This window comes from Flavobacterium sp. 102 (assembly GCF_003634615.1).
GTDB lineage: Bacteria > Bacteroidota > Bacteroidia > Flavobacteriales > Flavobacteriaceae > Flavobacterium.
The window spans coordinates 3,344,816-3,363,483 of the sequence record NZ_RBKX01000001.1 but is presented as its reverse complement, the minus strand read 5'-3'; the positions used below and the strand labels follow the sequence as shown (position 1 = coordinate 3,363,483).

The window sequence follows — 18,668 nt, the reverse complement described above, 5'->3', positions numbered from 1 at the left end:
CAAACCCTATTTAGATGATAGGGTTTTATATTTTTTTGAATATCTATTTGAGCTATTTTGTCGAAACCAGTTTTTACAGTCTAAATAGTTAAGTAGTAAAGGTGCTTTGTAATTAAAGACGATTTGATTATTTTTTATTTGATTACCATCATAAACGCTGTAATAGCGATGATCTATTTTTTGGATATCTAAATGATGCATACCGGCATTAAATTCTTTAATGTTTTCTTGTGATTTAAGAAGTAGATGCTTCTCTTTTTTTACGGTATAGAAGTTGTTTCTGAATTGTAATCGATACAAAGAAAGGCCAGAACCGTATGTTTTATGGCCATTTTGAACAGGTAAGACTAGTCCTTTATTATCTGCAAAAAAGCGTCCACCCGGACGTGATTCAGTGCCTTCCATTACCAAAGGTCTTTCATGCAATTCCCAATTTCCATGCAAATTATTGGCTTGATACATGTGCTTTTAAAATTTTTATCGCTGCCTACCATTATATTTAAAGTGTCAGAAAGATAAATTGTTGGGTCTTTCAAGCGTATGTTTGAAATAAGCGTATCGCATATTTTCCAATTGAATGGAAATTTCTCTGTCTTATAAAGTAAAACGTGATTGGCACCTTGACTTTCAGGAAGCATATAATAACTGTTTTTATACTTGAAAACTTGTGGATAGGACAAATGAAATTTTTCTTTTAAAACAGTACCTCGGTATTGGTAATGATGTCCGTCAACGGAAGTTAATAATCCAATAACTGCGTTGAATTTTTTAACTTTTTTATGTTCAAAGAAGATATAAAAAGTATCTTTTTCTTTTATAAAAAAAGGATCTGCTATAAATTGCGTACTATCAATTTGGCTTTTTAATTGCTCAAAGCTGTAGATTTTATTTTGGTGAAAGCTTATTTCTTTCGGGTATTCATCTGAAAACCCGAATCCAATTGACCATGGACCTCCAATTTGTTTAAAAAAGGGTACTCGGTGATTCAAAATGACAACGATGATCACACCGAGTGTCAGAAGTGTTAAGGATATTTTTTTTACCACGGTTTACTTCTATGATACTTAATACATTGCAATAATATAATTTTTTTTACAAATTTTGTCAAGTTGTTGTCTAACACTTCAAAACAAGTTATTTTTGCACCACAACAATTTACCCTTTAACTCATCTAGGGGCAACAACACAACACAATGAATACAATAACAACTACAAATTTCCAATTTCCGGGACAAAAATCCGTTTATCGCGGTAAAGTACGAGAGGTTTACAACATCAATGACGAACTTTTAGTGATGATTGCCACCGACAGGCTTTCGGCTTTTGATGTGGTAATGCCCAAAGGAATTCCATACAAAGGTCAAATCCTGAACCAAATTGCGACCAAGTTCATGCATTTAACTTCGGATATTGTACCGAATTGGTTAATCGCAACCCCGGATCCAAATGTAGCTGTTGGACATCTTTGTGAACCTTTCAAAGTAGAAATGGTCATTCGCGGTTATCTTTCAGGTCATGCAGCACGTGAATATGCCGAAGGGAAAAGAACACTTTGCGGTGTAACCATGCCTGAAGGTTTAAAAGAAAACGACAAATTTCCAACGCCTATTATAACACCAACCACTAAAGCAGATAACGGTTCTCACGACGAAGATATTTCGCGCGAATCGATATTAGAAAAAGGCATCGTTTCCGAAGCGGATTATTTAGTGTTAGAGAAATACACCAGAGCTTTGTACCAACGCGGAACGGAAATAGCAGCAAGTCGCGGGTTAATTTTAGTAGACACTAAATATGAATTCGGCAAAACCAAAGACGGCGTTATTGTATTAATCGACGAAATTCACACTCCCGATTCTTCACGTTATTTCTATGCCGATGGTTATCAAGAAAGACAAGATAATAATGAAGAACAAAAACAATTGTCCAAAGAGTTCGTTCGCCGTTGGTTAATAGAGAATGGTTTTCAAGGCAAAGACGGTCAACAAATTCCTGATATGACTGACCAATACATAGAATCTGTTTCAGAACGTTACATAGAATTATATGAAAACATTCTTGGAGAAAAATTTACTAAAGCAGATATAACTAACATTAATCAACGAATCGAACAGAATGTGATTAACTTTTTGAAATCGTAAATTAAGAGTAAATATAAGATTACCAACCACGTCTAGGCGTGGTTTTTTTATGCCTAATGTTAAAATTTTGTTATAGTTAACTATTTGATGCAACGAAAATTAGTGTTAAGGCGTCATATAAGCAATCATTAACTTTTTAAATCAATTCATCATGAAGAAAACAATCATTTTTGCAGGCTTAGCTCTTGTAGCTTTTACTAATGTTGCTCTGGCAACCAATGTTTCAAAAACTCATTATCCAACAGTAGTTACAATGTATGAAGTAACACCTCTTTGTAACGCTATCGTTAAAGGAGATTTGGCAATTGTCAAAAAATTCATTGAATATGGTTCCGATGTGAACGAATCGATGAACGGAACAACACCTTTAATGTTGGCGGCTCGTTACAATAAAGTGGAAATTATTAAATTATTATTGGAGAATGGTGCCAAATTAGACACTAAAGATGAAAGAGGCTATACGGCTTTAAAGTATGCAGAATTCTCTAATGCTAATGAAGCAATTGCTTTATTAAAGCAAGCTTAGTAATCTAAAATAAAGCGCCATTCATATTTAAAAATGGCGCTTTTATCTAGAAATCAATTGGTTGTAATAATTAAAAAGTTAAAATTATGTTAAAATTAAGTACTATGCAATACAAGATACCTTTTTTTAGCCATATATTTGCATAGGATATTAATAACAACAATAAAAAATCATCATCAAAAATCAATCATCATGAAATCAACAATTATTTTTTTAGGACTAGCTGTTTTAGGTTTTAACAACAATAGTACAGCAAATGAATTGAACATTCAAGATTTAGTTCAACAGGATTTAGCTACAGTAAGTGTAGACAACGCTCAACAAAACCAATTGGTTTTTGCAAACAAAGAAATTTTAAAAGTCACTTTTGACAATACCGGAGAAGAGGCTAGTATTTTTAATCCAACTTCTGTAATCAAATCAACTTACAGTAAAACATTGAATCAAGTAATTGCCGAAAACAATTTGGTTATCGATAATTGTGAAGACAGTTACCAACCAATTTCATTAGAAATGTCTGCTGAAGACATTATAGCCGAAAGAAATCAAATAGTGGAAAGCTCAGTTGATAGAGAATATTATCCTCTAGATTTTGAAAGAATCAATCGCTCACTAAAAAACAACAAACCAAGTACCAACAATATGGCGGTTACAGTAGATTTAAAATTATAAGTTTTAGGTTAATTTTTTACAGCAATGTAAAAGCAAAAAGCATCCGAAAGGATGCTTTTTTGTTTAATGTTATTTAAAATAAGAAAATGAATCATTGTTCTCTATCTTCAACAAACTTTCATAAATCAGTTTAATAACATTTTCTACATCTTCTCGGTGTACCATTTCCACAGTAGTGTGCATATAACGCAACGGCAACGAAATCAATGCCGAAGGAACACCACCATTACTATAAGCAAAAGCATCAGTATCCGTCCCGGTTACTCTCGAAGTCGCATGACGCTGAAAAGGAATCTTTTTGTCTTCAGCGGTATTAACAATCAAATCTCTTAAAGTATTGTGAACCGCCGGAGCATAAGCTATAACCGGTCCTTTACCCATCTCCAAATCGCCCTCTATTTTCTTATCAATCATCGGTGTACTGGTGTCATGGCAAACATCAGTTACTATGGCAACATTAGGATTAATCGTTTTGGTAATCATTTCGGCACCACGCAAACCAACTTCCTCCTGAACAGAATTAGTAATATACAAGCCAAAAGGCAACTTCTTCTTATTTTCTTTCAATAAACGAGCAACTTCAGCTATCATAAAACCGCCCATTCTATTGTCAATAGCACGACAAACAAACTTATTACCGTTCAAAATCATAAACTCATCCGGATAAGTAATCACACAACCCACATGAACACCCAATTCTTCTACTTCTTTCTTAGTAGAACAACCACAATCAATAAAGATATTGTGTAGTGTTGCCGATTCTTCCTTACCGCGATTTCTCGTATGTATCGCAGGCCAACCAAAAACACCTTTTACAATTCCTTTACTAGTATGAATGTTCACTCTTTTAGAAGGCGCAATCTGATGATCCGAGCCACCATTCCTAATTACATAGATAAGACCGTTGTCAGTAATATAATTAACATACCAAGAAATCTCATCCGAATGACCTTCAATAACTACTTTATATGGAGCATCCGGATTAATAATTCCAACCGCAGAACCATAAGTATCGGTAATAAAAGTATCAACATAAGGTCTCAAATAATCCATCCAAAGTTTCTGTCCACCCGATTCATAACCGGTCGGAGAAGCATTATTCAAATAGTTTTCTAAAAACGTAAGCGATGATTTGGTAAGTATAGATTTTGTTGTCATAATTTTTTTTTGCTAAAATATAAATTTGGCATCACAGTTGTTAAGGATATTATATATTTTTACCCTAATTATTATTATCTATGAAGAAGTTACTTTTGTTCGTTTTTATATTATTAATGGTTTCAATGGCGAATGCCCAAATCTCAACAGATTCCATTCAAAAAAAAGAAACAGTAACCGATGAAAACGACACCATTGTCAAAGATCCTATTCTTTTAGAAGAAGTCGTTGTCTATAAAAACAAGCTAACTCCCGCCGAGAAAAAAGAATTCCTGTTACTTCAAAACAGAGTCTATAAAGTATATCCATTCGCCAAAGCTGCCGCAGAACGGTTGACAGTTCTAAATAAGAATATGGACAAACTCAAAACCAACAAAGAGAAAAAGAAGTATTTCAAGATAGTCGAAGACTACATGGAAAATGAATTCACCGGACAATTAAAGAAGCTTTCCCGTAAACAAGGTCAGATTTTGGTCAAACTCATTCACCGCCAAACCGGCTACACCACATTCGAACTCATCAAAGATTACAAAAGCGGCTGGAAAGCTTTCTGGTCCAACAACACCGCCCGACTATTTGACATCAACCTCAAAACAAAATACCAACCCTACGAGGTCAACGAAGATTTTTTAATAGAATCCATCCTCGATAGAGCTTTCACCAGAGGCAGACTCATGCCTCAAAAATCCGCAACTCCTGTTGATATAGATGAACTTACAGACTATTGGGAGAAAAAAGCTTTGAAAAAATAGTTTTTGAAGCGAAGGGTTAGGCAGTGTCAGTTATCCGTATTCCCGCTTTCCGGGCTACATGGTAGCCTCTACAATCGGGGCTAAGAGTGATTTCATTTGAACGTTTGTAAACAATCAAAAAAACTTTCCTCTGCAAAAACCGTAGAACCAACGAGTTGCAAAAAACTTCCAAAAAAGAGTTGCGAAACACTTGCGAATGCCAAAAAGAGTATTACTTTTGCACCCGCATTGAAGCAGAGTTCTTTACTTTTTTGGATTAAGATTTAACAAAATCAAAAGAAAATTTGTGTAGCTAAATAAAACCTTTTATCTTAGCAGCCCTGATTTTTTAAAAATCAAGCAGAAAGAAAATAAATTTAAAAATATTTTCAAAAAAGCTTGCCAGAATAAAAAAGTTACTTACTTTTGCACCCGCTAACCGCAAGAGAGGCGATATAATAAGAAGAAAACGTTCATAGACATATTGAATTGACAGCCGTTCTAACAGAGATGTTAGGACAAATAAAAGAGAGTAAGAGAGTCGAAAGATTTGAAAAAGACTAGCCTTTGTCTAAAAAAACGATAAGAAATTATCAACAACATACGATGAAGAGTTTGATCCTGGCTCAGGATGAACGCTAGCGGCAGGCTTAACACATGCAAGTCGAGGGGTATAGTAGCAATACTAGAGACCGGCGCACGGGTGCGTAACGCGTATGCAACCTACCTTTTACAGGGGAATAGCCCAGAGAAATTTGGATTAATGCCCCATGGTATAATTGAATGGCATCATTTAATTATTAAAGTTCCAACGGTAAAAGATGGGCATGCGTCCTATTAGCTAGATGGTAAGGTAACGGCTTACCATGGCTACGATAGGTAGGGGTCCTGAGAGGGAGATCCCCCACACTGGTACTGAGACACGGACCAGACTCCTACGGGAGGCAGCAGTGAGGAATATTGGACAATGGGCGCAAGCCTGATCCAGCCATGCCGCGTGCAGGAAGACGCATCTATGGTGTGTAAACTGCTTTTGTACGGGAAGAAACACTCCGACGTGTCGGAGCTTGACGGTACCGTAAGAATAAGGATCGGCTAACTCCGTGCCAGCAGCCGCGGTAATACGGAGGATCCAAGCGTTATCCGGAATCATTGGGTTTAAAGGGTCCGTAGGCGGTTTAATAAGTCAGTGGTGAAATCTGGTCGCTCAACGATCAAACGGCCATTGATACTGTTAGACTTGAATTATTGTGAAGTAACTAGAATATGTAGTGTAGCGGTGAAATGCTTAGATATTACATGGAATACCAATTGCGAAGGCAGGTTACTAACAATTGATTGACGCTGATGGACGAAAGCGTGGGGAGCGAACAGGATTAGATACCCTGGTAGTCCACGCCGTAAACGATGGATACTAGCTGTTGGGCGCAAGTTCAGTGGCTAAGCGAAAGTGATAAGTATCCCACCTGGGGAGTACGTTCGCAAGAATGAAACTCAAAGGAATTGACGGGGGCCCGCACAAGCGGTGGAGCATGTGGTTTAATTCGATGATACGCGAGGAACCTTACCAAGGCTTAAATGTAGATTGACAGGACTGGAAACAGTTTTTTCTTCGGACAATTTACAAGGTGCTGCATGGTTGTCGTCAGCTCGTGCCGTGAGGTGTCAGGTTAAGTCCTATAACGAGCGCAACCCCTGTTGTTAGTTGCCAGCGAGTCAAGTCGGGAACTCTAACAAGACTGCCAGTGTAAACTGTGAGGAAGGTGGGGATGACGTCAAATCATCACGGCCCTTACGCCTTGGGCTACACACGTGCTACAATGGACGGTACAGAGAGCAGCCACTGGGTGACCAGGAGCGAATCTACAAAACCGTTCTCAGTTCGGATCGGAGTCTGCAACTCGACTCCGTGAAGCTGGAATCGCTAGTAATCGGATATCAGCCATGATCCGGTGAATACGTTCCCGGGCCTTGTACACACCGCCCGTCAAGCCATGGAAGCTGGGGGTACCTGAAGTCGGTGACCGTAAGGAGCTGCCTAGGGTAAAACTGGTAACTGGGGCTAAGTCGTAACAAGGTAGCCGTACCGGAAGGTGCGGCTGGAACACCTCCTTTCTAGAGACGATATAGAGGATAGTCCTCAAATTGGAAGAATTTTTTACTCTCGCTGTTAGTTCAAATATTATAATAAGCAAAAAAACAGAGTCTCGTAGCTCAGCTGGTTAGAGTACTACACTGATAATGTAGGGGTCCCCAGTTCGAGTCTGGGCGGGACTACTTTTTAATTGACAATTGATAGTTAATAATTGGTAATTACAAAGACTGTTTATGTTTATAAAAGGAAATTCTGGAGGTTGAAAATTCACTGCTGGTTTGCATGTAGTTTAGGTTACTGAGAAACTGAACACTGAACACTGCCTACTAGAGAAACGGGGGATTAGCTCAGCTGGCTAGAGCGCCTGCCTTGCACGCAGGAGGTCATCGGTTCGACTCCGATATTCTCCACAATGGCTAAAGTCACGCTGATAATTATTTGTCAGTGGCGACTCGCCACAAGTTCATTGACATATTGAGATAAGAAAATTTAAAAAGTAGAAAGAACACGTTTTTATGCAGTAATGTATAGAAGCAAAAGTACAATAAGCAAAATAAGGGCGTATGGGGGATGCCTAGGCTCTCAGAGGCGAAGAAAGGCGTGATAAGCTGCGAAAAGCTACGGGGATTGGCACACACGAATTGATCCGTAGATACCTGAATGGGGCAACCCGGCATGTTGAAGACATGTCATTCCGAAAGGAAAGCAAACCCGCTGAACTGAAACATCTAAGTAGGCGGAGGAGAAGAAAACAAAAGTGATTCCGTAAGTAGTGGCGAGCGAACGCGGATTAGCCCAAACCAAAGTTGTTACGGCAATTTTGGGGTTGTAGGACCACGACATTTCTTGCGGATTGAATTAGAATAACCTGGAAAGGTTAACCACAGAGGGTGATAGTCCCGTATAAGTAAGAGAAGATAAGGATAGTGGTATCCTGAGTAGGGCGGGGCACGTGAAACCCTGTCTGAATTTGGCGGGACCATCCGCTAAGGCTAAATACTCCTGAGAGACCGATAGTGAACCAGTACCGTGAGGGAAAGGTGAAAAGAACCGTGAATAACGGAGTGAAATAGATCCTGAAACCATACGCTTACAAGCGGTCGGAGCCCTTTAGTGGGGTGACGGCGTGCCTTTTGCATAATGAGCCTACGAGTTAACGTTGCTGGCAAGGATAAGTACTTAAGGTATGGATCCGTAGCGAAAGCGAGTCTGAATAGGGCGCTTTAGTCAGTAGTGTTAGACGCGAAACCGTGTGATCTACCCATGGGCAGGATGAAGCTGTGGTAACACATAGTGGAGGTCCGAACCGGTTGACGTTGAAAAGTCTTCGGATGACCTGTGGGTAGGGGTGAAAGGCCAATCAAACTCGGAAATAGCTCGTACTCCCCGAAATGCATTTAGGTGCAGCGTTAGTCGTAAAGTTATATAGAGGTAGAGCTACTGATTGGATGCGGGGGCTTCACCGCCTACCAATTCCTGACAAACTCCGAATGCTATATAATGTTTACTAACAGTGAGGGCATGGGTGCTAAGGTCCATGTCCGAGAGGGAAAGAACCCAGACCATCAGCTAAGGTCCCCAAATATATGCTAAGTTGAAAAAACGAGGTTTGTCTGCCCAGACAGCTAGGATGTTGGCTTGGAAGCAGCCATTCATTTAAAGAGTGCGTAACAGCTCACTAGTCGAGCGGACGAGCATGGATAATAATCGGGCATAAGCATATTACCGAAGCTATGGACTTGACTATGTCAAGTGGTAGGGGAGCATTCTAACAGGGTTGAAGGTGTGTCGTAAGGCATGCTGGACTGGTTAGAAAAGAAAATGTAGGCATAAGTAACGATAATGCGGGCGAGAAACCCGCACACCGAAAGACTAAGGTTTCCTCAGCTATGCTAATCAGCTGAGGGTTAGTCGGGTCCTAAGGCGAATCCGAAAGGAACAGTCGATGGCCAACGGGTTAATATTCCCGTACTTCTTATAATTGTGATGGGGTGACGGAGTGATGAAAGCACCGCGAACTGACGGAATAGTTCGTTGAAGTACCTACCTATAAGCTGCGCAGGCAAATCCACGCGGCTTGGGGAAATACGATAGTACTCGGAGCCTTCGGGCAAAGAGATAGTGTGCCTAAGGGCTTCCAAGAAAAACCTCTAAACTTAGATTATAAGAACCCGTACCGTAAACCGACACAGGTAGTCGAGGAGAGAATCCTAAGGTGCTCGAGAGATTCATGGCTAAGGAATTAGGCAAAATAGACCTGTAACTTCGGGAGAAAGGTCGCCAGCAGCAATGCTGGCCGCAGTGAAAAGGTCCAGGCGACTGTTTATCAAAAACACAGGGCTCTGCCAAATCGTAAGATGAAGTATAGGGCCTGACACCTGCCCGGTGCTGGAAGGTTAAGAGGAGATGTTATCTTCGGAGAAGCATTGAATTGAAGCCCCAGTAAACGGCGGCCGTAACTATAACGGTCCTAAGGTAGCGAAATTCCTTGTCGGGTAAGTTCCGACCTGCACGAATGGTGTAACGATCTGGACACTGTCTCAGCCATGAGCTCGGTGAAATTGTAGTATCGGTGAAGATGCCGATTACCCGCAGTGGGACGAAAAGACCCTGTGCACCTTTACTATAGCTTAGTATTGGTCTTGGATAAGTGATGTGTAGGATAGGTGGGAGACTATGAAGTGGCGTCGCTAGGCGTTGTGGAGTCATTGTTGAAATACCACCCTTTGCTTATCTGAGGTCTAACCCCGCTTATGTGGGGGACATTGCTTGGTGGGTAGTTTGACTGGGGTGGTCGCCTCCAAAAGAGTAACGGAGGCTTCTAAAGGTTCCCTCAGCACGCTTGGTAACCGTGCGTAGAGTGCAATGGCATAAGGGAGCTTGACTGAGAGACATACAGGTCGATCAGGTACGAAAGTAGAGCATAGTGATCCGGTGGTTCCGCATGGAAGGGCCATCGCTCAAAGGATAAAAGGTACGCCGGGGATAACAGGCTGATCTCCCCCAAGAGCTCATATCGACGGGGGGGTTTGGCACCTCGATGTCGGCTCGTCACATCCTGGGGCTGGAGAAGGTCCCAAGGGTTGGGCTGTTCGCCCATTAAAGTGGCACGCGAGCTGGGTTCAGAACGTCGTGAGACAGTTCGGTCTCTATCTACTGTGGGCGCAAGAAATTTGAGTGGATCTGATTCTAGTACGAGAGGACCGAATTGGACTAACCTCTGGTGTATCTGTTGTTCCGCCAGGAGCACCGCAGAGTAGCTACGTTGGGAAGGGATAAGCGCTGAAAGCATATAAGCGCGAAACCCACCACAAGATGAGATTTCTTTTAAGGGTCGTGGGAGATGACCACGTTGATAGGCTATAGATGTAAAGGCAGTAATGTCATAGTCGAGTAGTACTAATAACCCGTAAGCTTATGTACGTCATCCAGCCTCGCAAGAGGCTGGAGAAACTTTCTTTCTTTATATTTCCGCTTCGCGGTAATTAAAATTTCTTTATCTCAGTATGTTAAGATATTGTCCAATTGATAATTAACAATTAATAATTGATGGTTAACATTGGAAATAATTGCTCAAGCAATTATAACCTCTTAAGGTGGTTATTGCGTCGGGGCTCACCTCTTCCCATTCCGAACAGAGAAGTTAAGCCCGATTGCGCAGATGGTACTGCAGTTATGTGGGAGAGTATGTCGCCGCCTTTTTTTTAGAGAGTCCTTTACGAAAGTAAAGGACTTTTTTGTTTATAGGTACTACAGTTATGTGGTCCCGAAAGCTTTCGGGACGATAGCTATCGGGGGTCGCCGCCTTTTTTTTGAAACCCTATTCATTTATTTGGATAGGGTTTTTTGTTTTATATTGTTATTGGCGAACTAAAGTTCGCGTACCTGAAGCCCACTGGGCTTCCTCCTTTATATATCATAGGTTTTTTAGTTTACATTGGGTTGCCCTTCGACTCCCGAAGCCTCGGGACTGGGTGACAGTGTGTAAGTATATTGTTATTTACTCGTGGAAAGCAAAACAATCGACAACATTTGCAGTATGATAGGTTAAGTGTGTTAATCCAACGGTAAGGATAGCTATTCTATGGGTAAGATTGGTAATTCCAATGGTTAGGTTAGCTATTCTAATAATAAGGTTCATTGTTTTAATGGTAAGGTTGGTTATTCCAATGATGAGTATGGTTATCCAATGGCAATGTGCCATAAAGTAAAAAAAACTGCAAGAAGTAAAAACAATTTGGTAATATATGCGTGAGGGATGGGAGTGGTATCCTTTTTACTGTTTGTAGAGAATTGGTTGGTAATGAAATATTGTAGCAGTAAAAAGATATAGCGGACAGCCCGACCCCTTTCGACGGGCTCAAGAAAGGCCAAAGGGGACACGTCATAATTATGTAAATGATAAGTATAGTTCTGTAAGAACTATTGGCGGCTTTATAGCGAAATTTACCAAGTTATTATTCTTTTAAACAGATAATCAATGACCCTAAATTTTACTTATAACTTTAAATTATTAGAACTATGAAAAAAGTAATTATGGTAATCGCAATGATTACGCTATCAACCACGGGTGCTTTTGCACAAACAGAAGAGAAGACAACAGATAATCGCGCTAAATTATCCTTAGGGATAAAAGGAGGTGTAAATCTCTCCAATGTTTATGACTCAGAAGGAGAAGATTTTGTTGCAGATTCTAAAGTAGGATTTGCTGTTGGTGGTTTTCTTTCTCTTCCACTTGGAAGTTATTTTGGGATTCAGCCAGAGGTTTTATTTTCGCAAAAAGGATTCAAGTCCTCAGGGTCATTTCTTGGGAGTAGTTATGAAATGACGAGAACGACTAACTTTATTGACGTGCCAATTATGGTTAGTTTTAAACCTATAGAGAATATTTCCATTTTGTTTGGACCGCAGTTTTCTTATTTGTTAAAACAAACGGATGATTTTGAAGGCGGAAGTATTTCAGCTACACAAGAAGAGGAATTCAGTAATGACAATATTCGAAAAAATATTTTTGGTTTAACCGGTGGTGTGGATTTTAATTTAGATCATTTGGTTTTTGGTGTGAGAGCTGGTTGGGATGTTAAGAACAATAATGGAGACGGGTCTTCAGATACGCCACGTTATAAAAACATGTGGTATCAAGCGACTCTTGGTTACAGGTTTTAGAAATATTGATTTTATAAAAAAAGCTCCTGAATTTCAGGAGCTTTTTTGTTTATTGTTTTTGAATCCATTCTCTGGCATTGACAAAGGCTTCAATCCATGGAGAAACTTCGTCTTTTTTATCCTTTGGATAATGTGCCCAATTCCAAGGGAATGTAGAACGCTCAATGTGTGGCATCATGACCAAATGTCTTCCGGTTTTATCACAAAGCATCGCTGTATTGTAATCAGAACCGTTTGGATTAGCAGGATAACCTTCGTAAGCATATTTGGCTACTATATTATATTGACTTTCTTCGTATGGCAAATGGAATTTTCCTTCACCATGCGATACCCAAACCCCTAATGTACTTCCGGCTAAAGTTTTTAGCATTACCGAATGGTTTTCTTGTACTTTTACTGAAGTGAATATACTTTCGTGTTTGTGTGAGTCATTGTGTTTCATTTTACCGTGAATTTCGTGTTCCGGATTAATGACTTCCAATTCCATAAACAATTGACAACCATTACAGATTCCAACAGATAAAGTATCTTCACGTTTTAAGAAGTTCTTTAAAGCGGTATTGGCTTTTTCATTGTATAAAAAAGCTCCGGCCCAACCTTTAGCAGAACCTAAAACATCTGAATTAGAGAAACCACCAACAGCTCCAATGAACTGAATATCTTCTAAATTTTCGCGTCCCGAAATCAAATCGGTCATGTGAACGTCTTTGACATCAAAACCTGCCAAGTACATGGCGTTGGCCATTTCGCGCTCTGAATTACTTCCTTTTTCACGGATGATAGCAGCTTTTGGTCTCTCGACTGCGCTCGAGATGACAGGTTTTTTACCAGTAAAGTGCGCAGGAAATGTATATTGTAACGTCTGGTTTTTATAATTGTCAAAGCGCTCTTTGGCTTTGTTGTTTTTGGATTGTTTTTGGTCTAACAAATACGAAGTTTCGAACCAAATATCTCTTAAAGTCGGAATGTCGAAAGTCAAATGTCCAAAGTCTAAAGTAGCTTTAGTAGTAACTTCACCTATTTTAAAGAACTCAATTCCGTTTAAGGCTTTTTCAAATGTTGAGTCATCTTTCGCTTGAAGTACTAATCCAATATTTTCTGCAAATAAAATCTTTACTAAATCTTTTTCTGCAAATGCACTGAAATCGATTTTAGCTCCTAAATTGTTATCAGCGAAACACATTTCCAATAAAGTGGTAATCAAGCCACCACTTCCAATGTCGTGACCGGCTAGAATTTGTCGGTCTTTGACTAAATCCTGAATAATGTTGAATGCTTTTTTGAAGAAAGCTGCGTCTTTTATTGTTGATGTATTGTTTCCTATTTTATTCAACACTTGAGCAAAGGAACTTCCGCCTAGTTTGAAATCATCTTGTGACAAATTGATATAATAAATAGAACCACCATTTCTTTGTAAAACAGGCTCAACCACTTTAGTAATATTGGAACAATTTCCGGCTGCCGATATGATTACCGTTCCCGGTGCGATCACTTCGTCATTCGGGTATTTTTGTTTCATCGAAAGTGAATCTTTTCCGGTTGGAATGTTGATGCCTAATTCGATGGCAAAATCAGAACAAGCCTGAACTGCTTCGTACAAACGGGCATCTTCTCCTTCGTTTTTACAAGCCCACATCCAGTTGGCTGACAAGGAAACGCTTTTTAAATTTTCTTTTAACGGAGCAAAAACAATATTCGATAAAGCTTCGGCAATCGCATTTCTACTTCCGGCAGAAGGATTAATCAAAGCAGAAATAGGAGCGTGACCAATAGAAGTCGCAATTCCTTCTTTTCCGTTAAAATCTAAAGCCATTACGCCAACGTTATTCAAAGGCAATTGTAAAGGTCCGGCGCATTGTTGTTTGGCTACTTTTCCGCCAACACAACGGTCGACTTTATTGGTCAACCAATCTTTACAAGCTACGGCTTCCAAGCGAAGCACTTGCTCTAGATAGGTTGGAATATTGTTTTGAGTATACTCTAAATCTGTATAATTTCTGTTAATGGTTTTGTCCGCCATAATCGTCTTTGGCGAACTACCGAACATGTCTTCTAAAGCGAAATCCATTGGTTTGGCACCGGTAGTTTTGCTTTCAAATGTAAATCTTTGGTTATTGGTAACATCGCCCACTTGGTACATCGGAGAACGTTCTCTGTCTGCAATTCTTTGTAAAGTGTCGATGTCTTTTTGGCCAATGACTAAGCCCATTCTTTCCTGAGATTCGTTACCAATGATTTCTTTGGCAGAAAGCGTTGGATCACCCACAGGTAATTTGTCTAAATCAATCAAACCACCAGTTTCTTCTACCAATTCGGAAAGACAATTCAAATGGCCGCCTGCGCCGTGATCATGAATAGAAACGATGGGATTGTTATCACTTTCCACTAAACCACGAATAGCGTTGGCCGCGCGTTTTTGCATTTCAGGATTCGAACGTTGAATGGCATTTAACTCAATTCCCGAGCCAAAAGCTCCGGTATCTGCAGAAGAAACTGCTGCGCCACCCATTCCGATTCTATAATTTTCACCACCAAGGATTACGATTTTATCTCCGGCTGTCGGTTTCTTTTTAATGGATTGGTCTAATTTTCCGTACCCAATGCCACCGGCTTGCATGATTACTTTGTCGTAACCTAGTTTACGATTTTCTTCTTCGTGTTCGAAAGTCAAAATAGAACCGGTAATCAAAGGTTGTCCGAATTTATTTCCGAAATCAGAAGCACCATTCGACGCTTTGATTAAAATATCCATCGGAGTTTGGTACAACCATTGTCGCTCGGTCATGCCTTTTTCCCAGTTTCTATCAGAATTCAAACGAGAATAAGCGGTCATGTAAACAGCTGTTCCGGCTAACGGTAACGAACCTTGTCCACCGGCTAAACGGTCACGAATTTCTCCACCCGAACCGGTTGCAGCACCGTTAAAAGGCTCAACGGTTGTTGGGAAATTGTGCGTTTCTGCTTTTAAGGAAATGACGGAATCAAATTCTTTGGTTTCGTAAAAATCAGGTTTGTCTGCACTTTTTGGTGCGAATTGGGTAACTCTTGGCCCTTTGACAAAAGCCACATTATCTTTATAGGCCGAAACGATATCGTTTGGATTTTCGGCGGATGTTTTTTTGATGAGTTTGAACAAAGAAATTTCTTTTTCTTGACCGTCAATCACAAAAGTGCCGTTGAAGATTTTGTGACGACAGTGTTCTGAATTGGCTTGAGAAAAACCAAACACTTCTGAATCGGTTAGTTTGCGACCAATTTTTAAGGCAACACCATTCAAATAATCGACTTCTTCTGAACTTAAGGCCAAACCTTCTTGTTTGTTGTAAGCGGCAATATCTTCAATGTCTAAGATTGGCTCAGGCTGAATATTGATAGAGAAAATGTCTTGAGTGAGCTCGCTGTATTTTTGCGAAAGCATTGGGTCGAAATCGGTAAAATCAGATGAAACTTTTTCGAATTCCTCTATTCTGATAATACCTTCGATTCCCATGTTTTGAGTAATTTCAACAGCATTGGTACTCCAAGGGGTTACCATGGCGGCACGTGGACCAACAAAAAAATCCGTCAGGACGGATTTTTCTATTTTATGTGCGTTGTCAAAAAGCCAGTTTAATTTTGAGATAGTTTCTGCCGAAAGTTCGTTTTGCGCTTGCACGGCAAATACAGTTGAACTTTCGTTTCCGAAAAAATGAATCATTGTGTTTTTGTGTTGTTGTTGTAGGTGCAAATTTAGGCTAAAAAGCAGAAGTATCAAAACGAGTTTTTGCTAAGTTTTTAATTAATTATTAAGAAAGGTATTTATTATAAAAATCTTACAATATATTTTATACTTTTGGGATATAAAGTTTTACTATGAAAAAAATTGTCTCACTATTTCTTTTTTTATTTTTTATAATAGCTTCAGACGCCCAAGTGATTAATTTTCCTGACATTCGTTTTAAAAACTATTTATTATCAGGAATTAATACTTACGACGTGAATTACAATCAAATCCAAATAGACCAAAATGGGAATGGTGAGATTGAAGTTAACGAAGCTCTTCTAATTTATAGGATGCAACCTCAATGTGTAGTTGATTGTGATAATGGAGGAACTATTAATTCTTTAGTTGGGATTGAGTTCTTTACTAACTTAAGATATTTGCAGATTTCCTACAGCAATATATACTCTATTGATTTAACAAGTCTCACTTCGCTGGAACAGTTAATTTGCTCAGGGAATAATATATCACATATTAATATTGCAGGGTTGAATAACCTTAATTTATTAGATTGCAGTCAAAATAATTTAACTTCTATTGATTTCCTTAATGTCAACCCTTTAATTCAAACTATTTCAGCTCAGAATAATCAGTTAACATCTGTAAATTTAAATGGGCTTCAAAATTTAGAGCAGATTTACATTGGATATAATAACATATCTTCATTAACTATTGCTAATTGTCCACAACTTTTTTCACTGTGGTGTAACAATAATCAAATTAGTGAACTTGAAGTCAATCATCTGACAGAATTGATTACACTATATTGCCAGGACAATTTATTAACCAGCATTGATGTGACGCACCTAACGAATCTTGATAATTTCTTCTTTTCAGGGAATAATTTATTGACTCAAATCTTTATGAAAAATGGGAGTTACCAACTTATAGATTATTCAATTGGGTTGAATAATCTAAATTATGTTTGTGCTGACGAGTCCGAAATAAATCAGGTTCAAACAATTTTTAATTCAAATAATTACATTAATTACACTGTTAATTCTTATTGCTCATTTATTCCCGGAGGTGAATATTTTGTCATTCAAGGGAATGCTATTTTAGATAATGATTCTAATGGTTGTAATGGTTCTGACGCTTTATTGCCAAATTTGAGAATTAATATTGCAGATGGTGAGAATAACGGAAACTTTATTGCAAATGTTACTGGCCAATATTCTATTCCTGTTCAACAAGGTGAGCATACCTTGACACCGTTTATTGAGAACCCAGACTATTTCAATATTTCACCATCAAGTTTTCAAGTAAGTTTTCCAACACAGACAAGTCCGGTTATTCAAAATTTTTGCATTACACCTAATGGTATCCACCAAGATTTAGAAGTTATCATCATACCATTGTTAGTTGCCCGACCGGGTTTTGACGCTACTTATGAAATTGTTTATAAAAATAAAGGGAATATGAGTCAATCCGGAACTGTGACCTTGTCTTTTGAAGATGATTTAATGGATTTGGTATCTTCAAATCCTGTTTTTGCCAGTCAAAGTTTTGGACTTTTATCTTGGGATTTTAATGATTTGTTGCCTTTTGAAACTAGAAGTATTGACGTTAAAATGAATGTCAATTCTCCGATGGAAATTCCTGCGGTTAATATAGGAGATCAACTTGATTTTACGGCAACAATAAATCCTATGACAGGCGATGAGTATTTATCGGACAATGAAAGTAGTCTTAAACAAATTGTTGTTGGTTCATACGACCCCAACGATAAAACTTGTATTGAAGGAAGTATTGTCGGTCCAGGAATGATAGGTCAGTATGTTCATTATGTAATCCGCTTTGAAAATACAGGTACATTTCCCGCTGAAAATGTTGTTGTAAAAGATATGATTGATTTAACGAAGTTTGATATCAATACATTGATTCCAATAAATAGTAGTCATTCTTTTGTAGCCAGAATTAACGGAAATAAAGTGGAATTTATTTTTGAAAATATTCAATTGCCTTTTGAGGATGCTATTAATGATGGTTATATTGCCTTTAAAATTAAAACTAAACCAACCTTAGTTTTAGGTGATACTTTTACCAATAACGCAAGCATTTATTTTGATTATAACTTTCCGATTGTAACCAATACAGCTTCAACAGTTATTCAAGCATTAGGGAATCAAGATTTAGAGTTTTCAAACTATTTTAACCTATACCCAATTCCGGCGAATGATGTTTTAATCATAAAAGCCAAAAGGGACATTGAATTAAAATCAATATCGGTATACAATATTTTAGGTCAATTGGTTTTGGCTCTTCCCAATGTTCAACAAGTTGATACAATTAATGTTTCAAATTTGAATACTGGAAGCTACTTTATTAAACTGGAAACAGATAAGGGAATTACAAGTAGTAAGTTTGTCAAAAAATAAGATTACAAGAAATAATAAGTTTCCTTTTGTGAAGCTTTTTA

The 18,668-nt window shown here is 38.7% G+C and carries 11 protein-coding genes, 2 tRNA genes and 3 rRNA genes; 11 read left to right on the top strand and 5 right to left on the bottom strand.

The genetic code is table 11. The features are described from left to right. Positions 1 to 6: 6 nt before the first annotated feature. Positions 7 to 405, bottom strand: a complete 399-nt coding sequence (locus C8C84_RS14875) for a hypothetical protein (protein ID WP_121314396.1) — start codon at positions 403 to 405, stop codon at positions 7 to 9. Next, positions 405 to 1,046, bottom strand: a complete 642-nt coding sequence (locus C8C84_RS14870; protein ID WP_121314395.1) for a hypothetical protein — start codon at positions 1,044 to 1,046, stop codon at positions 405 to 407. Before C8C84_RS14870 ends, C8C84_RS14875 begins: the two co-directional genes overlap by 1 nt. Before the next feature lie 147 nt (positions 1,047 to 1,193). On the opposite strand from C8C84_RS14870, the gene C8C84_RS14865 reads away from it, so the two are divergent. The 3 genes from C8C84_RS14865 (at position 1,194) to C8C84_RS14855 (ending at position 3,339) form a co-directional block, all read left to right on the top strand. Continuing rightward, positions 1,194 to 2,141, top strand: a complete 948-nt coding sequence (locus C8C84_RS14865; RefSeq protein WP_121314394.1) for a phosphoribosylaminoimidazolesuccinocarboxamide synthase — start codon at positions 1,194 to 1,196, stop codon at positions 2,139 to 2,141. 151 nt (positions 2,142 to 2,292) lie between these two features. Beyond that, positions 2,293 to 2,667, top strand: coding sequence for an ankyrin repeat domain-containing protein (locus C8C84_RS14860; protein WP_121314393.1), 375 nt, complete (start codon positions 2,293 to 2,295; stop codon positions 2,665 to 2,667). Between the two features lie 192 nt (positions 2,668 to 2,859). Further along, positions 2,860 to 3,339, top strand: a complete 480-nt coding sequence (locus C8C84_RS14855; RefSeq protein WP_121314392.1) for a hypothetical protein — start codon at positions 2,860 to 2,862, stop codon at positions 3,337 to 3,339. Positions 3,340 to 3,408: 69 nt separating this feature from the next. Here the strand turns inward: C8C84_RS14855 and C8C84_RS14850 are convergent, their stop codons facing one another. Next, on the bottom strand, positions 3,409 to 4,497 hold the full coding sequence (locus C8C84_RS14850; RefSeq protein WP_121314391.1) for a M42 family metallopeptidase: 1,089 nt from the start codon (positions 4,495 to 4,497) through the stop codon (positions 3,409 to 3,411). A gap of 80 nt (positions 4,498 to 4,577) precedes the next feature. Here C8C84_RS14850 and C8C84_RS14845 point away from each other — a divergent pair, with 80 nt between their 5' ends. From C8C84_RS14845 to rrf, 6 genes are all read left to right on the top strand, one after another. After that, complete coding sequence (locus C8C84_RS14845; protein ID WP_121314390.1) at positions 4,578 to 5,249, top strand: DUF4294 domain-containing protein; 672 nt, start codon at positions 4,578 to 4,580, stop codon at positions 5,247 to 5,249. Positions 5,250 to 5,831: 582 nt separating this feature from the next. Next, positions 5,832 to 7,343 (top strand): 16S ribosomal RNA (locus C8C84_RS14840). Positions 7,344 to 7,431: 88 nt separating this feature from the next. Then, positions 7,432 to 7,505: transfer RNA gene (locus C8C84_RS14835), tRNA-Ile, on the top strand. A 154-nt stretch (positions 7,506 to 7,659) separates the two neighbouring features. Beyond that, a tRNA-Ala gene (locus tag C8C84_RS14830) sits at positions 7,660 to 7,733 on the top strand. Between the two features lie 132 nt (positions 7,734 to 7,865). Next, a 23S ribosomal RNA gene (locus C8C84_RS14825) occupies positions 7,866 to 10,746 on the top strand. A 169-nt stretch (positions 10,747 to 10,915) separates the two neighbouring features. Further along, positions 10,916 to 11,025 (top strand): 5S ribosomal RNA (gene rrf / locus C8C84_RS14820). Together the 16S, 23S and 5S rRNA genes with 2 tRNA genes alongside form the textbook arrangement of a ribosomal RNA operon. 298 nt (positions 11,026 to 11,323) lie before the next feature. Here the strand turns inward: rrf and C8C84_RS17070 are convergent. Continuing rightward, positions 11,324 to 11,464 (bottom strand): hypothetical protein, encoded by a 141-nt coding sequence (locus tag C8C84_RS17070; RefSeq protein ID WP_158592580.1) that lies wholly within the window; start codon positions 11,462 to 11,464, stop codon positions 11,324 to 11,326. A 380-nt stretch (positions 11,465 to 11,844) separates the two neighbouring features. On the opposite strand from C8C84_RS17070, the gene C8C84_RS14815 reads away from it, so the two are divergent. After that, positions 11,845 to 12,489 carry a porin family protein gene (locus C8C84_RS14815; RefSeq protein ID WP_121314389.1) on the top strand — a complete coding sequence of 215 codons (645 nt, stop codon included), beginning with the start codon at positions 11,845 to 11,847 and terminating at the stop codon, positions 12,487 to 12,489. Positions 12,490 to 12,538: 49 nt separating this feature from the next. Here C8C84_RS14815 and purL read toward each other — a convergent pair whose 3' ends face one another. Continuing rightward, the gene (purL, locus tag C8C84_RS14810; RefSeq protein WP_255415822.1) at positions 12,539 to 16,216 is read right to left on the bottom strand and encodes a phosphoribosylformylglycinamidine synthase; all 3,678 of its coding nucleotides are present in this window, start codon (positions 16,214 to 16,216) and stop codon (positions 12,539 to 12,541) included. A 125-nt stretch (positions 16,217 to 16,341) separates the two neighbouring features. On the opposite strand from purL, the gene C8C84_RS14805 reads away from it, so the two are divergent. Next, positions 16,342 to 18,627, top strand: a complete 2,286-nt coding sequence (locus tag C8C84_RS14805; protein WP_121314387.1) for a T9SS type A sorting domain-containing protein — start codon at positions 16,342 to 16,344, stop codon at positions 18,625 to 18,627. Positions 18,628 to 18,668: the final 41 nt, after the last annotated feature.